This is a genomic window from Ruegeria sp. ABF4_144 (assembly GCF_056160045.1).
In genome coordinates this window covers 330498-344349 of the sequence record NZ_JBSWWK010000003.1, presented here as the reverse complement: position 1 = coordinate 344349, position 13852 = coordinate 330498, and the positions used below count along the sequence as shown (strand labels likewise).

Here is a 13852-nt window from a genome sequence, read left to right as displayed (position 1 = left end):
TTTCAGAAACCCGCCGCAACAAGCCGTGGCGCGGCGTGGCCGATCAGGCCGCGGCGTATGGACTGCACGGTGACGCGTTTCGGACAGAAATAGGCCTTCAGAACGTCCAGGCTGAGCTGTGGTTCGGCGTCGCCACACATGAAGATATCGATGGCTGCATATCCGTGTTCGGGCCAAGTATGGACCGAGATATGCGACTCGGCCAGCAACGCGACCCCGGTGAACCCCGCCCGTTGCCCGAAATCATGGGTGTTCACATCAAGAACATGCGCTTTGGCGGCAATTGCGGCGCGTGTAAGGACATCTATGGCGGGTAGGGGATCATAAAGTGCGCTGGAGTCGAAGAAATCTGCTATAAGGTGAATGCCCAGCGAAGACGAAGTGCCGTCCATAAAAAACCAAAGCCCCAAAACTCAAACTATTGGGCTCTGTCTAATATACTGTTCCTTATCGTCAATCTCAGTTCGGGCTGGACCTTGGCTAAGTCTCGTTCTGTGACAAAAAAACACAACCAAAGGGGATATGTTGCGCGGTTGAAAATCAACTGCCGTATGAGTTTTCGAAGTCCCAATCGCCACGCAGGAGCCGTTTTGGGTGGCTCGACGCGGCCGAAAAACGCGCTGTATGGCCTGCCCACTGAACGACAGGCCACACATGCTTCACATGCTGGCCCTACAAGTCCCCAGCATTCAGGGCATTGGCCAGATGATCGGCCTGACGAATGGCCAGTGCGACAATGGTCAATGTCGGGTTTTCCGCCGCCCCCGTTGTGAACTGAGACCCATCCGAAATGAACAGGTTCGGGATGTCATGGGTCTGCCCCCATTTGTTGACGACCCCATCGCGCGGGTTCTCGGACATGCGGTTGGTGCCCAGATTATGCGTCGACGGATAAGGCGGTGTCGGGAAGGTCCGGGTTGCGCCTGCCGCCTCATAGACCGCCTGACCTTGCTGATAGGCGTGGTTGCGCATGGCGATATCGTTGGGATGGTCGTCGAAATGCACATTCGGGACGGGCAAGCCGTATTGATCGGTCACATCCATGTTCAACGTCACACGGTTCGTTTCCTGCGGCATATCCTCGCCTACAATCCACATCCCGGCCATGTTTTCATAGCCGTCCAGAGCGGTCGTGAACTCACGCCCCCAAGCGCCGGGGTCAAGGAACGCCGCCATGAACGGCAGGCCGAGCGCCAGGGTTTCCAGTTCATAGCCGCCAACAAAGCCGCGCGACGGGTCATGTCGGGATTCATCCTGAATGATGCCGGCCATGGTGGTCCCGCGCCACATCCGCACGGGCTTGTCGAACACCGCGTATACTGATCCGGTCATGTGCCGCATATAGTTGCGCCCGACCTGACCGGAACTGTTGGCCAATCCGTCCGGGAACATGGACGACGTGGAATTCAGCAGCAAGCGGGGGCTTTCGAAGGAATTGCCCGCCACGCAAACAACCCGCGCCTTTTGCAATTGCAGATTGCCGTCAGCGTCAAAATACTCGACCCCCGTAACCTTGCCGGTGTCATCGTGCAGGATGCGGGCGACATGGGCCTTTTCGCGGACTTCCAGATTACCCGTCGCCTCGCCTTGGGGGATGTCGGTATAGGCGGCCGACCATTTGGCGCCCCATTTGCAGCCCTGAAAACAGAAGCCGGTTTGCTGACACATCTGACGATCGCGGTTTTCGTCAGAGTTGATGGCCATCCGACCTGTATGAACCTGCTCGTAACCCAGCGCCTTGGCGCCTGCCTCGAACACTTTGTAGTTGTTGTTGCCCGGCAGACCGGGGCGGTCGCCGGTGCGGGTCACGCCCAGCTTGTCCTCGGCCAGGGTGTACCAAGGGTCCATCTCTGCGGCGTCGATGGGCCAGTCCAGCAGGCTTGCACCCTGAACGTTGCCATAGGTAGTTGCGGCCTTCCATTCGTGATCCTGAAACCGCAGCGATGCGCCCGCCCAATGGGTCGTCGTGCCGCCAACAGCCTTCACGATCCAGGCCGGAAGGCCCGAGAAGTCCCTGGCCACGCGCCAGTCCCCGGATGTGGTGCGCGGGTCTAGCCATGCGAGTTGACCAAAGCTTTCCCATTCGTCGTTGACATAGTCTTCGGGCAGGTATCTGCCGCCCGCCTCCAACGCGACGACGCTGATACCTTTCTGCGCCAGTTCATTTGCCAGAACGCCGCCCCCGGCGCCGGTTCCGATTACGACAACAACACTGTCGTCGGTGAGGTCAAAAGGTGCCGTCATGGTGCCTACCTCCGATTAAAGCCAGTTGATGTCGTCGAAGCCGCGGTCGATGTAACCGCCGAATTCGTATGAAGAGCCTTCGTAGCCAAAGATCGGCCAGACGGCCTTCTGGTTATAAAGCCCGGTGACAAGACCACCCCGGATCTGTTGGAAGAATGGGCTGTTTTCCATCCCTCGCAGAATATCGACCCGATCACGTTCCCAGCCGACGTCCAGATAACTGGCGTGCCCTTTTCCCTGAGCCGCTGCATTCAGTGCGGCAATGCCGGCCTCGATTCCCTCGGCGGCTTCGGCAGTGTCGTAGCCCTTGACTGCAATGACGTAGTATTCGTCTCCAACCTTGTCGTGTGGATAGATGTCCCGGGCCATCTGGACCAGGGTTGCAAAGGTTTCCGGTTTCAGGGCCTGGGTCTGGGTCGCCCAGGCTGCGGTGCTCGAGGCGAGAAAACCCGCGCCGACAACAAAGGATGCCCCGGTTGCCGTTGCGCGGGACAACAGCTGACGCCGTGTTAGCCCCTTCAGGTTTGCGTTGTGCATTTCGTTTTTCCTCCCTTTGTTCGTGTCACTTGAACCGCCCACCGCGCTCGAGAACCTCGATCTGGTACCCGTCCGGATCGGCGACGAAAAAGAACCGCGCGATCAGGTTTCCGTCCGGGGCGAATTCAACGATTTTGCGGGGTTGCAGGCCTTCGGCCTCGAACCGGGCATGCTCGGATGCCAGGTCATCAACGGACACGGCCAGATGACCGTAGCCGTCGCCAAGGTCGTAAGGTTCCGTCCGATCCTTGTTGATCGTTAGTTCAAGTTCGAAATCGCTTTCGTCATTGCCGAGGTACACAAGGGTGAAGTCAGGAAAATCAAGCCGGTCGGCAACCTCCAGACCGAAAGCTCTCCTGTAAAACCCGATGGATCGCGCCTCATCCAGAACGCGGATCATGGAATGAATTTTTTTGGCCAAGCCTTTTCTCCCGTCATGTGTGTCCTGACAGGTTACAAGGGCCAAGGCCGGGTGCGGGTAGTATTGATCTACTACCCGTTGATCGGGAGTTTCTTCAGCCGAGGCTACTCGGCGGCGATATCCGCGGGTTTGTCCGCGTCCTGCATCTCAAGAAACTTCAGACACGCACAGCGCAGGAGCGAGGTAAAATTTTCGGGCTCTCCCTGCAGCTCCAGCACCTCAGAATGCAGTTTGGAAATGAAAACCGGCGTGGTCGTCCCTTCACCTTCCGAGATGTGGTCTATGACCGTCCAAAAGGCGTTTTCCAGCCGGATGCTGGTGCTTTGGCCGTTCAACCGTAAACTGCGGGTCGTACTCGCGTACCGGTCCGGGTCCTGCCCAGCAAAAATCTGGCACATGTTCTCCTCCCCTTTGTCGCAGAGCCGGATGGCTCTGTCGTTGCACGGCAGTCTATTGCTGCGGTACAACGCCATGCTATTCATTCAACCAGCACTTGGCTCAAAGTCAAATCAAAGTCCGGGTAGAGGGGTCCTGATGGCCGCGCGGTGCTACGTCGCACGCGCAGCACCGCTTTTGGGTTTTCGCGACGGCTTAGCCGCGCCCCCGATAGGGCGGCACGCCCTGATCGGGTATCCAGACATGTTCTGGTGTGGCTCCGGTCTGCCAGAATACGTCGATGGGAATACCTCCACGCGGATACCAATAGCCGCCGATCCGCAGCCAGCGCGGGTCTAGAAACTCGACCAGACGACGGGCGATGGACACGGTGCAGTCCTCGTGAAACGCTCCGTGGTTTCGGAACGATCCCAGGAACAGTTTCAGGGATTTCGATTCCACCAGCCAGTCACCCGGCACATAGTCGATTACAAGATGGGCAAAGTCCGGCTGCCCGGTCATTGGGCAGAGCGAGGTGAACTCGGGCGCAGTAAAGCGCACGCAATAATCGATATCGGCCTGCGGGTTCTGCACCCGCTCAAGCTCGGCCGCCTCGGGCGAGGTCGGCAGTTCGGTTTTTCCGCCCAATTGGGTCAGATCGCTGTAAATGGTTTCCATCATATGCTCCTTTCGGGGTCAGACCCCGCGTTTGTTGCCCCATAGCAGGACGTGCAGTTGCGGCAGGACCCGTGGGGTGAACCAGCCATCAGCGGTTACCTTCTCCACCAGCCACAGCAACCGGTCCGAAAGGGTTTGCGGATCGACGGGCAGGTCGGGGTCGACCTCGGCATTGCCCGGTTGCAGGTAAAGGGGCAGTGCCGGATAGCGGTCCGCTACGGCGCGTGCCCAGTCATAGTCAGCCTCATCGAAGATCACGATTTTCATCACCACCTTCGGGCCATCTTTCGCTGCTTCGATACAGGCCGCGAAGGCGACCCAGTCCACACTTTCACCGCTAGACGGCGGCTTTGGGCTGAGAACCAGCGTGTCCAGATCACCAAACCACGGTTTTGCGATCGAGCCTTGGGTCTCGCAGGCGAACCGATACCCCTCGACCCGGCCTCGCGCGATCAAGGGGGCAAAGTCCTGAATGGCCGGGTTGCCGCCCGACAGCGATACGGTCAGAGGCCGCCCACCCGACAAGGTGCGCACCCGGTCCCAGACCGCATCCGTATCCATCGCCGCCCAATCGTGGCGATATGCGGTATCGACCGCGTGCAGGCTGTCGCACCAGTTGCAGCGGTAATCGCAGCCACCGGTGCGCACGAACACAGTGGGCTCCCCGATCAGCGCGCCTTCGCCCTGAATCGTGGGGCCGAAAATCTCGGCAATGCGCAGGCGAGTCATGGGCGGTACTCGGCCCAGGTCTTTGGCGTTTCGCTGACCCGTACAGCGGCGGTTTCCGGCCAGCGCGTCGCGCACCAGTCATAGAAGTGACGCGCCATGTTTTCGGCCGTGGTCAGGAAATTCATCACGTCGTTCAGGTGGCGGTGATCGAACGTCTCGTCGATATAGGTCTTGAACGGCTTCAACTCGCCATAGTCCCGCACGAACCCGTCGGCGTTCAGCTTTGGCGCGGCCAGCTCGATCTCGACAATATAGTTGTGCCCATGCATCCGGGCGCATTGGTGATCGTCGGGCAGGTGGGTCAACTGGTGCGAGGCGGAAAAGTGGAATTCCTTGGTGATCCGATACATCAGGCGGTTTCCTTCTGTGCCGTGGCCGCGACCCAGAAATCGGGGTCTTCGTACGTGGTCGGGTCGGCGACACCAGCCAGATGGAATGCCTCGCGCCGTTCAACGCAGGTGCCACAGCGCCCGCAGTGATGGTCGCCGCCCTTGTAGCAGGACCATGTCTGCGCAAACGGCGTGTCCACACGTGCGCCTTCGGTTACAATGTCGGCCTTGCTGCGATGGACGAACGGAGTGAACAGGGACACGTCTGCATAACCGTCCAGCGCGTGTTTCTGCATTGTTTCGAAGGCTTCGGTGAAGGCCGGACGGCAATCGGGATAGATAAAGTGATCCCCGCCATGCACCGCCGTTGCAACCGCATCCGCCCCACGCGCCGCGGCCGCGCCAAAGGCCACGGTCAGCATGATCGCGTTGCGGTTGGGTACTACGGTCACGCGCATGCTGTCCTCGGCATAGTGCCCGTCAGGCACATCCACATCATCGGTCAGCGCTGACCCTGTAAGAACCGTCCCGACCGAGCGCAGGTCGATGATGTCATGCGGCACACCCAGCCGCTGTGCGCAAAGTGCGGCATAGTCCAGCTCTTTTCGATGGCGCTGGCCATAGTCAAAGGAAATCAAGCCCGTAAGCTGGTGATCGCGTGCAACAATATGTGCCAGCGACACCGAATCCAGCCCGCCCGAGCAGATTACGATCGTTTTCATGTTTTGAACCCTTGTTTTGTTACCCGGGTAGGCTGCGACCGGGATGCGCCCTGTTATACCCGGGAACCGGGCGTGCCAAGTCACATTTGCGCAATGTTGCGCCCTTTGCGATGTCGATGGCGTGCAGCCGCTTAGGTGCTAAGAACTCGGAGTTCTTCGAACCGCGTCATGTCGGCAAACTGACAAAAGGCAGGGGCGGTGAGGGGTATGACGGGCGCGGCTTCTGCAAGATCTTCAAGGATTGCGGCAAGTTCAGCTTCCCAGAGAGGTAGAACGCTATCGGGCAGCCAGTTTATTGGGTAGGCTAAGGTCATGTGATGCCGGTACGCATCATGGTTGTGGTGACGATAGGCGAATGGGTCGGTCAGCGCATCGCGCCAAGCCCGCATATTCGCCTCGTCTTCTTCGGTGGCACCTTTGAGCGCAAGCCCTGTGGGGCTCAAGCCTGTCACGCGGACGCTAAAACCCGGTGGCGCCGAAAACGCTGCGAGCCGATCAATCATGGCGTCGGTGACGCTGTTCACAGATGCGTCGCGGTCCATATCGCGGGGCCATGTGTCCGGCGTGCGACGGGTTTCGACAACGCCTTCGAACACGGTCATGTGCAGGCTTTCGATGGGTGTGAACAAAAAACGTTCGGCCTCCGGTAACGCCATCAGTCTTTCGCGTGCATCCAACACGGCCTTGTGGGCTGGGGCGTCGAAATCAAGATGGCAGACAACGGTATTGCCCGCCTCGGGCAGGAATTCTTTGGTGTTGTATCGCCGGCCAATGCGCCGCGGAGCGCCCGAATTTCTACCGGCTGCGAAGGGGGTGACGTCAACGTTCAAAGACAAGGTAAAGCTCCGTTTTTCAACAGCCTATTCGTGATCTGTTGCAGGCTTATGACTGGGGTGCGCCATTGGCTTGGGAAAACACCCGTCTTCGACTTGACTCAGAGCGTGCTCTGACCAGTAGATATGCCCGCATCCTGAGGGGAGCTTTCCAATCGTTCAGGGCTTGCGGGCAGTGCCCCTGCGCGCGGTTTCACATTACGAGCCCGACAATTTTCAGAGGCGCACCGGCAATGACATCGCCCAACCTTTTTCAACTTGCCGCGCTTGTTTTCACTGCGGTGACCTGCGTTGTGATCGGGGACACAGCGGGCAAGCTATTGACCGGCGGCGGTGTCGATCCAATCATCGTGGCTTGGTCACGCTTTGCTCTGGCCGCAATCCTGCTACTGCCATTCAGCGGGCTTACGGGAAGCGAGTTCCCAAGCTTCCGTGACTGGCGCGTCCTGTTGCGGGCGTGTTTTATCGCCGGAGGGATATGCTGCATCCTGACGGCACTGCGAACCGAGCCGATTGCCAATGTCTTTGGTGCATTCTTCGTCGGGCCGGTGGTGTCCTATGTCCTTGCCATCCTGTTTCTGGGCGAGAAACCGTCGCGCCGTCGCGGCGTCCTTCTGGCGATTGGTTTTGGTGGGGTCATGCTGGTTGTGAAACCGGGTTTTGGCGTGTCGTCCGGCATGATCTTCGCTCTTGCAGCGGGAGGATTCTATGGCGCGTATCTGGTTATGACGCGAACGCTTGCGGGCGCTTACCGGCCCCGTTTCCTACTGATGTCGCAACTTTTGATCGGATCGGTGCTTTTGACGCCGCTTGGTTTGTCAGCAGAGTTTCCTGCGCCTGACTTGTCAGTCGTGTCGTTGATATTGCTGAGCGCTTTTGCCTCCGCCGTTGGCAACTACCTGCTGGTGATTGCAAACAAATCCGCCGAGGCCAGTCTGATCGCCCCGTTGGTCTACAGCCAACTGGTGTCCGCGACGGTGCTGGGAATTCTCGTGTTCGGAGATTGGCCGGACGCCTATTCGCTGTTGGGCCTCGTGCTGATCGCGTTTTCCGGGCTTGGGTCCCTGATCCTGCACCAATCCGACAAGTGGGCTTCTGCTGCCAGAGGATGACCTTTTGGCGACAGAAGCCACGCGGTGCCGATCATCTAGCCCAAGATCGCTTCAATCCTGGCGAGCGTTGCCGTGTTCACCGCCACACCCTTTTTGTGGGCCACCAGACGTTTGGCCGTTCGGCCGTCACCGGGCAGATGGGCGCCATCCTGAAAGCGGATTGCTTCGACCAGACCGGCGACACCGGCCTCGAACCTACCCTCGGCCGTGGAGCCCGGATCGATGGCGATGAAGAACTGACCGGTTTTCGGCGGGCCACCGACAGTGCCGGAAAACGGTGAAGCATTGATGCCCAGCGTGGCCCCGGTCAGGGCGGCGGCCAAAACCTCGACCATCAGCGCGACGCCGACGCCTTTGTAGCCGCCCGAAGGTGCCATTGACCCTTTGAGGCCTACTTCGGGATCTGTGGTCGGGTGGCCTTCGGGGTCCAGCGCCCAGCCAACCGGGATCGGCTTGCCTTCGCGTGCGTGTTTCATGACTTCGCTTTTGGCAATCGTGCTGGCGCTTTGGTCGATCAGCAACGCGGGCTGTCCATCGGTTCCGGGAACGGCAACAGAAAACGGATTGGTGCCGACGACAGGTTTCGAACCGCCGGATGGGGCAATCGAGGCCGGTGCGTTGGTGAACCCCAGCGCGACAAAACCGGCTTGGGCTAGTCTGAACGTGTGATAGCCAAGAACGCCGCAATTATAGCTGTTCTTGATGGCCAGGACCGCAACGCCTTGTTCCCGCGCGGCGGTGGTCAGGGCGTCAAAACCCAGATCAATGGCAGAATGAGCGAAACCCGTTGCTGCATCGACGGTCAAAACGCCCGGTTTGGGGCGTGACAGAACAGGTTTCGCCAACCCGTCGACCTTGCCACATTGCACATGCTCACAATAGATGGGGATATAAGCCAGACCGTGGCTTGCGACGCCGTCTGCCTCGGTCGCGGCGGTTGCTTGCGCCAGCGGTCGGGCGTTGTCTTCGGATGTGCCCGCCGCGACAAGGGCGCGGAAGGATAGGTCTTCTATTTCGGCGAGGGTCAGGATCCGTGTTTCGGTCACTTGGGTCTCTTTTCAGTCGTTGTCGGAAAGCCCGGCCCCTGCGCCCAGCAGGCGGGATTCCTCGGTTGCGGGGGCGTAGGTGCGGTGGGCAAAACGGTTCAGAATATCCCAATCGCCCGGCGTGGGCTGTGCGCGCGAGTGCCGATTGAGCAGGGTTTCGGGCGCATCACCCTGAGAAACAGTGACCCGTCGGGCCGTGACTGGGAAAACACCGTGGACGGCGAGGTGATCGCCATCAGTAACTGCCAGCGTGCCGTCGAATTCGATGCTGACCCAGCATTGCAGAACGCGCGCCGCATTGGCGGCAAAGGGCAACAACAGTTCAGGGGCGCAGACGTCCCACATCTCGATCGGGTTGATCTTCAGCAGATCTGCGCTGTCGGACAAGAGAGGCCCTGCCGACAAGGGGCACAACTCGCCGTCGCCTCGCCACGAATGATCAACCTTTCGGGGGCGGTGGGCGGCAAGGTCCGAGGCCAGCCCAAGCGTCAACAACCGTGCCAGAACGCCGGCGCCATCCAGACCTTGCGCACACAGCCAGCGGGCCGCTTTAGATGCCTCTTCCGCCTGTCCCCAGGAATATCCGGCCCCGCGGGTGGCGCGTTTGGCGGTTGCCTCCATCTCGTTCAATGAGAAGCTCATGTGGGTACCTCTGGATAGACCCAAAGATCGGCGTTCTGAATGTTCAGCTCCTCGGGGTAGGGCGCACCCGCATACATGCAGATACGGACCCAGCGATCTGAGCGCGGATCGAAATGCGTGGCGCCGAAGAACGACAGCTTTGCCCGCAACATGTCGAGGGGTAAAACCGTGGCGCCAATCGTGTTGTCCCGGATTTCGCCATAAGGCGCGGTGCGGGCCATCTGTGCGCGCCGGACGGTGTGGCGGTGCTCAGGGTGTTGTAGTAAGAATTCTGCAATAGGTTTGGTGCCGTCCCATCCGCTCAACATCGCGTGGGCCGAAGCGGCATCCCGTGCCGGGGCCAGTGGCTGCTCATAATCGGCGATGGGTTCTTCGAACCGTTCGCCCATGCGAGGTTCCAGTTTCTCTTCAGACACATACCATGCGCGGGCGCAGTTTTCACGGGACGTCCAGTCCAGATCCAAGGCCCATTCAAATGCGCCCCGGATCAGGTTGCGGACATCGCTGATTTGCATCGCTCCGTCGATCATAAAGGCCTCGGCATTGCTGTCGGCCATGCACGAAGCCAGCCCGTCCACAAGTTCAGCGTAGGGCTCAAGGATCAGCGAGGCGAGGTATTCCTGCCCCTCATCGCTGAGCGCGGTTTGCGACCAGATCACCAGTCGGTTCCAGGGGTGGCTGCCGATCAGGCCGTCTTGTTCCACATAGTCCGAGATCGCTTGAATATCAGCTTTCAGCGCTGCCAGTTTTTCGATTTGAATGGGATGTTCAGACCGCCACCATGTCATCGAAAGCTGGCTGCTTTCGAAAACTCGCCGGAAGAGCTCAACCTCAGCCGCAGATGCGGTTTCCACGGACCGGACACGCGCAATCGCCTCTTCCCGTGCTATGATCCAGTTGTTGAACAGGACGGGATGGTTGACGATGAACGGCGCCATGCCGAGGCCGGTGGAATTGCCGATGCCCAGCCAATGGGCGATGTCAGGGTCCAGGTTTACGGCCTGATCGCCGCCTTTGGCGTCAGCCATGTGCTGCACCAAATCCCGAACGAAGGCGCGGGTCAGAAAAACCGAAAGCATCTCGGTCTGAAAGGGGGCGCTGGTTTCGGGGCGGTTTGCAGTGTTCTCGCGATCTGCCGCTCCAAACTTGCCCGACCCGTAAACGGCGGTCGTGCGCATCAGATAGCCAACCTGATAGATTTGCTGCACATCCGGTTGCTGCCCTGCGGCCAGCGCATCAACAACATGTTCCCACAACCTGACCGAACGGTTGGCGCGGGACAGGGACAGCTCGGATTCACTGACGCGCCCGGCTTCCTGTAGCGGAACGTTCTTGGAAAGGCGCTTGATATCAGCCTCAGTCGGGATGCCATCGAACAAGCAAAAGGTCGCATCCCAGGCATCGGCAATCACCCTATCCGAGCGTTTCTCGGGGGGCAGGTCATGGGCAAAGGCGACCAGAGAATACGCTCTTTCCGGACCGTGCGCGGTGTAGACCGCTGTTCCGACGCCCTTGGCGTCAACGTCAAACACTGGGCGTGAGAAAGACCAGCTCTCGCGTGCCATGCGGCGGGTCAGTTGTCGCATGAAGCTTAGCCGACATTGATGTAAGGATCCCAGCCGAGACAGTCGCATGACGGTGGCGGGGTCTCGTCTTTCAATCCGTGTCTGCGTCTGCGTTTCCATTCGGCTACTCCTGCGCAACAAAGTTCTCGGCAAAGAACCTGTACCAGTTTTCCCCCATGATCCCGGCCACATCGTCATTGCTCAGACCGGTTGCACGCAACCCTTGTTCAATGTTCCCAAAGTCCCGGTTGTCCCGGAACCAAGTTGGCATCGGCGGAAAGCCAGGGTTGCTGGCCGATCCTTCGCCATAGTCGATCTGCTTGGTCCAACGACCAACCCGCATCCATTCGACCACGCTATCGGGCTGGTCCTGACATAGATCCGTGCCGATCCCGAGATGTTCTGCGCCGTATTTCTCAGCCGTTCGCGCAATCATTTCGCAAAAGCTTTCCAGTGTGCAGTCTGACTTGTCTTTGAGGTGATGAGGATAGACCGAAAATCCCAACATCCCACCGTTTTCGGTCACCGCCTGGATCACCGCGTCCCGCTTGTTGCGCAGCGCAGGTGACCATTCATGCGGGTTTGCGTGGGTGATGGCGATCGGGCGTTCGGACAGTTCGGCCGCTTCGATGGTGGACCGGTCGGCCGAATGGCTCATGTCCACAACCAGACCAACCCGGTTCATTTCCTTGATCACTTGACGGCCCATGCGGGTGATGCCGGTGTCTTCGGCCTCATAACAGCCCGTCGCCAGCAGGGATTGGTTGTTGTAAGTCAGCTGCATGAACCGCGCGCCCAATGTGTGCACGATTTCGACTAACCCGATATCGTCCTCGATGGGCGAGGGGTTCTGGAAGCCGAAGAACACAGCCGTGCGCCCGGTTTCGCGCGCTTTGTCGATGTCGCTGGCCCACAACCCTTTCATAATTAGATCGGGGTATTGTTCGAACCACCGGTTCCACTTCTCAAAGTTCAGAACGGTCTCACGGAAATTCTCATGATAGGCGATAGTGACGTGGATTGCGTCCACGCCGCCGTCGCGCAATTGCCGAAAGATCTTCTCGGACCAATTGGCATATTGCAGCCCGTCGATCCGCATCACATCGGCTTTCCGGCAGAGATGTAAGCGGTTTTGACCGTCGTATAGAACTCGGCCGCGGCTTTGCCCTGCTCCCGCGGGCCGTATGAGCTGTCTCCGCGTCCGCCGAAGGGCACGTGATAGTCGGTTCCTGCAGTTGGCAGGTTCACCGTCACAACCCCGGTGCCTGCGTTGCGGCGGAAATGCGTGGCGCGCGCCAGGTTTTGCGTAACGATACCCGAAGTCAGGCCGAAATTGGTGTCGTTGACGGTGGCCAGCGCCTCATCATAGCTGCCGACCTTGATGACCGAAGTCAGCGGCGCGAACATCTCTTCGCGGTTGATGCGCATGTCATTGGTGGTGTTCAGGAACACGCCGGGGCTCATGTAATAGCCGTCATCGGGCATGTCCAAGCGCTGACCGCCGCAGGCCAGTTCAGCCCCTTCGGACTTGCCCAGATCGACATAAGCCAGGTTTTCGGCCAGCTGCTGTGCGCTGACCACCGGCCCCATCTGGGTGCCCTCTGTCAGCGCGTTGCCGACCTTCATCGCCTGCGCCCCGGCCACCAGTTTTTCGACAAAGGCTTCGTGAACAGCGGCATGAACTACCAACCGCGACGACGCGGTACATTTCTGACCGGTGCCGCCGAACGCGCCACCCAGTGCCAGCGAAACAGCAAGGTCTAGATCGGCGTCATCCATCACCGCCAGCGCGTTTTTCGACCCCATTTCCATCTGCACCTTAGTCAGGTTCTGAATGGCGGCCGCAGCGATGCCCTTGCCGACCGGCACCGATCCGGTGAACGAGATGGCGTTGACCTTTGGGCTTTCGACAAGCCGTTGTCCGATAGAGCGACCAGACCCCATGACAAGGCTGAACAGGCCCTTGGGGATGTCCTGACGGCTGATGATCTCGGTAAGGGCGACGGCCGAGGCCGGTGTGATGTTGGCAGGCTTCCAAACCACCGCATTGCCGTAGCACAGCGCCGGGGCGATCTTCCACGAGGCCGTCGCCGTCGGAAAGTTCCAAGGGCTGATGACGGCAACAACGCCAACTGCCTCGCGGCGGACATCGACCTCAATGTCAGGGCGCACGGAATCGGCATTCTCACCGATCTGGCGCAGGCACTCGGCCGCGTAATAGGTGAAAAACTGCCCGGCGCGGTAGACTTCGCCTTTGCCTTCCGCCAGCGGTTTGCCCTCTTCCCGGCTGAGCAGGGTTCCAAGTTCCTCGGCACGGGCCATCAGCTCATTGCCAATGTTCATCAGGACGGACTGCTTACGCTCAAGCCCATAGGCGGACCATTCGGCCTGCGCCACGCGCGCCTGATCCAGCGTTGCGTCAAGCTGATCCGCGCTGGCCTGCGCGAAGTGACCGATCAGGTCGCTCAGGTCGGACGGATTGCGGTTCTCGATTTCGGTTTCGCCAGCCAGCCATTCGCCGGCAATCAGGTTCAGGTTGGTCACAACAGGCCCCATGTCAAAAATTGTCCGGCAAAGAATGGACTTTGCTGCCCGTATCAGTCAAATTCAAACAACTTA

Annotated in this window: 16 protein-coding genes; 1 reads left to right on the top strand and 15 read right to left on the bottom strand. The window is 59.5% G+C overall.

Going from position 1 to position 13852, the window contains the following annotated elements; translation table 11 throughout:
- Positions 1 to 2 precede the first annotated feature (2 nt).
- From speD to ACXAGD_RS21950, 10 genes are all read right to left on the bottom strand, one after another.
- Entirely contained in the window at positions 3 to 392 is a 390-nt protein-coding gene (gene speD, locus ACXAGD_RS21995) for an adenosylmethionine decarboxylase (RefSeq protein WP_475214085.1), read from the bottom strand.
- A gap of 280 nt (positions 393 to 672) precedes the next feature.
- The gene (locus ACXAGD_RS21990; protein WP_475214083.1) at positions 673 to 2244 is read right to left on the bottom strand and encodes a GMC family oxidoreductase; all 1572 of its coding nucleotides are present in this window, start codon (positions 2242 to 2244) and stop codon (positions 673 to 675) included.
- Positions 2245 to 2259: 15 nt separating this feature from the next.
- Positions 2260 to 2781: a Twin-arginine translocation pathway signal gene (locus ACXAGD_RS21985; protein ID WP_475214081.1), complete on the bottom strand. Its 522-nt coding sequence runs from the start codon at positions 2779 to 2781 to the stop codon at positions 2260 to 2262.
- A gap of 25 nt (positions 2782 to 2806) precedes the next feature.
- On the bottom strand, positions 2807 to 3202 hold the full coding sequence (locus tag ACXAGD_RS21980; RefSeq protein WP_475214079.1) for a VOC family protein: 396 nt from the start codon (positions 3200 to 3202) through the stop codon (positions 2807 to 2809).
- A gap of 104 nt (positions 3203 to 3306) precedes the next feature.
- Positions 3307 to 3600: a ribbon-helix-helix domain-containing protein gene (locus tag ACXAGD_RS21975; protein ID WP_475214077.1), complete on the bottom strand. Its 294-nt coding sequence runs from the start codon at positions 3598 to 3600 to the stop codon at positions 3307 to 3309.
- Between the two features lie 193 nt (positions 3601 to 3793).
- The gene (gene queF / locus ACXAGD_RS21970) at positions 3794 to 4258 is read right to left on the bottom strand and encodes a preQ(1) synthase (RefSeq protein ID WP_475214075.1); all 465 of its coding nucleotides are present in this window, start codon (positions 4256 to 4258) and stop codon (positions 3794 to 3796) included.
- 15 nt (positions 4259 to 4273) lie between these two features.
- On the bottom strand, positions 4274 to 4984 hold the full coding sequence (queE, locus tag ACXAGD_RS21965) for a 7-carboxy-7-deazaguanine synthase QueE (protein WP_475214073.1): 711 nt from the start codon (positions 4982 to 4984) through the stop codon (positions 4274 to 4276).
- Entirely contained in the window at positions 4981 to 5334 is a 354-nt protein-coding gene (gene queD, locus ACXAGD_RS21960; protein ID WP_475214071.1) for a 6-carboxytetrahydropterin synthase QueD, read from the bottom strand. The genes queE and queD overlap by 4 nt, the downstream gene beginning before the upstream one ends.
- Positions 5334 to 6035: a 7-cyano-7-deazaguanine synthase QueC gene (queC, locus tag ACXAGD_RS21955; protein ID WP_475214069.1), complete on the bottom strand. Its 702-nt coding sequence runs from the start codon at positions 6033 to 6035 to the stop codon at positions 5334 to 5336. The genes queD and queC overlap by 1 nt, the downstream gene beginning before the upstream one ends.
- 131 nt (positions 6036 to 6166) lie before the next feature.
- Positions 6167 to 6871, bottom strand: a complete 705-nt coding sequence (locus tag ACXAGD_RS21950) for a DUF1868 domain-containing protein (protein ID WP_475214067.1) — start codon at positions 6869 to 6871, stop codon at positions 6167 to 6169.
- Between the two features lie 230 nt (positions 6872 to 7101).
- Between ACXAGD_RS21950 and ACXAGD_RS21945 the strand changes: the two genes are divergently transcribed.
- The gene (locus ACXAGD_RS21945) at positions 7102 to 7980 is read left to right on the top strand and encodes a DMT family transporter (protein WP_475214065.1); all 879 of its coding nucleotides are present in this window, start codon (positions 7102 to 7104) and stop codon (positions 7978 to 7980) included.
- A 35-nt stretch (positions 7981 to 8015) separates the two neighbouring features.
- On the opposite strand, the gene ACXAGD_RS21940 is transcribed toward ACXAGD_RS21945, so the two are convergent.
- From ACXAGD_RS21940 to ACXAGD_RS21920, 5 genes are read right to left on the bottom strand one after another with little or no spacing between them, the layout of a single operon-like run.
- Complete coding sequence (locus ACXAGD_RS21940) at positions 8016 to 9026, bottom strand: Ldh family oxidoreductase (protein WP_475214063.1); 1011 nt, start codon at positions 9024 to 9026, stop codon at positions 8016 to 8018.
- A gap of 12 nt (positions 9027 to 9038) precedes the next feature.
- Positions 9039 to 9668 (bottom strand): DUF3726 domain-containing protein, encoded by a 630-nt coding sequence (locus tag ACXAGD_RS21935; RefSeq protein WP_475214061.1) that lies wholly within the window; start codon positions 9666 to 9668, stop codon positions 9039 to 9041.
- The gene (locus ACXAGD_RS21930; protein WP_475214059.1) at positions 9665 to 11353 is read right to left on the bottom strand and encodes a hypothetical protein; all 1689 of its coding nucleotides are present in this window, start codon (positions 11351 to 11353) and stop codon (positions 9665 to 9667) included. Before ACXAGD_RS21930 ends, ACXAGD_RS21935 begins: the two co-directional genes overlap by 4 nt.
- Positions 11354 to 11357: 4 nt before the next feature.
- A complete protein-coding gene (locus ACXAGD_RS21925) occupies positions 11358 to 12332 on the bottom strand; it encodes a membrane dipeptidase (protein WP_475214179.1) in 975 nt (324 codons plus the stop codon).
- A complete protein-coding gene (locus tag ACXAGD_RS21920; protein ID WP_475214057.1) occupies positions 12332 to 13789 on the bottom strand; it encodes an aldehyde dehydrogenase family protein in 1458 nt (485 codons plus the stop codon). Before ACXAGD_RS21920 ends, ACXAGD_RS21925 begins: the two co-directional genes overlap by 1 nt.
- Between the last annotated feature and the right edge of the window lie 63 nt (positions 13790 to 13852).